This is a genomic window from Streptomyces sp. NPDC002130 (assembly GCF_040296465.1).
Classification (GTDB): Bacteria; Actinomycetota; Actinomycetes; order Streptomycetales; family Streptomycetaceae; genus Streptomyces.
On record NZ_JBEOXI010000767.1, the window covers coordinates 1 to 1,546 of the forward strand.

Here is a 1,546-nt window from a genome sequence, read left to right on the forward strand (position 1 = left end):
GCCACCGCCTCTCCCACGGGACGGTGAATCAGGCGTCGGGCGACCGGCGGTCGGTGACGAGGTCCATGCGCGCGAGTTCGAGGAGGCGCGCCATGCCGCCGTCCTTCGACGTGGTGGTGTCCCTGCCCGCATCGTCCAGGAGCGTCGTCAGCTCGGCCGCCTGCGCCGAGTCGGTGAGACCCAGGATCTGGGCGGGGTCGGCGGCTCCGAGCCCGTCGCGCACGTCGATGAGCCGTACGACGACGTCGTCGCGCTGGAAGATGGTGCTGCGCAGGACCGGGCTGCTCGGGTCGTCCGCCGCCGTCTCGTCCTGACGGGAGAGCAGTTCGGCCAGCTTCATGCCGAGGTCCGGCCGGGCCGGGTAGTACAGGGCGTACCGCTCGGCCTGGGGGTTCTGCCGCCCCGCCGTCACGTGATGGACGGCGGGCAGCGCGGCCCTGGTGAAGAAGACCCGGGCGGACTCGGGGTCGTTGAGGTCCCGATTCTGCTCCAGATGGGGGTTGATGGCCTCCTCGACGGCCCGGACCTCGGGCTGCCGGGCGACGTGGCGCAGCGCGGCCAGCAGATCGCCCCGCACCTCGATGGCCCGCACCACGCGGTTGCCGTGCATGAACAGGGAGGTGCGGCACAGCCGGGTCGTGTCGTCGACCTGCGGCTCGGGCGAGGCGTAGTCGGCGAGGATCTTGGCGACGATCTCCTCGCTGCCCGGCTTGACGGTGAAGGTGAGCGCGTGCCGGATCACGCCGTCGCCGATCCTGGGCGCCGTCTGGAGCCGGCGCTCCGCCTGGTCGGCGTCCGCCGCCGGGCCGCCGGTCTCGCGGACGACGTGGAAGCGCAGGGACCGGGTGTCGCGCACGCAGCTGTGCAGCGGCTCCACCATCCGCACGTGCTCTTCGCTGTTGACCCAGGCGAGGAACGGCGGGGCGCTCTCCCACTCGCTGGTGATGAGCCATTGCGAGGGGTTCTCGATCGACTGGCACAGCTGGTCGCTGACGTGCCCGGGGACGGACGCGACCTGGTTGCACAGCTGTTCGTAGGCATCGAGGAACTCCTGCTGGGCGCCGTCGTGGACGTCGACCAGGAGGACGACTCGGAGCCGGGAACCGTCGAACACGGACTGCGAGACATGGTGCGACGCCTGGCGCGCCCGCGAACCTGCAACCCGTTCGGATGTGGTGGTCATCCTGCGCACATCTCCTTCGCGGAGGGGGAAAGTGAACGTTGGCCGCAGTGATGCGACGTCAGCGTTCCTCGATCCTGTGCCCGTCTCCGCACATCGCGCGACTCGGATGAAGTACGTGAGTGACGGGGCGGATGACGCCCGGACGCGATGGGCGCAGGAGACCTCGGCCGTCGGGGTGCTTCTCGGCCCGCCGGTCGCGGTCCCCCGCTCAGGTGATGTGCGCGTCCGCGCCCGGGCGTCCTCATGCCCGGGTCACCGCCTTCGCCACCGGCGCCAGGGGCGCCGGTGCGTCAGCCCCGGACAGTGGATCGGCCAGTCGGGCACCACGGGCAACTCCACCGGGCCGCACCTGCACTTCGAGGC

1 protein-coding gene and 1 pseudogene are annotated in these 1,546 nt (G+C 71.3%); one reads left to right on the plus strand and one right to left on the minus strand.

What is annotated here, in order from left to right; translation table 11 throughout:
* Positions 1–28: 28 nt before the first annotated feature.
* Positions 29–1,183: a SchA/CurD-like domain-containing protein gene (locus ABT116_RS45315; protein ID WP_351646890.1), complete on the minus strand. Its 1,155-nt coding sequence runs from the start codon at positions 1,181–1,183 to the stop codon at positions 29–31.
* 274 nt (positions 1,184–1,457) lie between these two features.
* On the opposite strand from ABT116_RS45315, the pseudogene ABT116_RS45320 reads away from it, so the two are divergent.
* Positions 1,458–1,546 (plus strand): annotated as a pseudogene (locus ABT116_RS45320) (M23 family metallopeptidase); the annotation flags it as partial.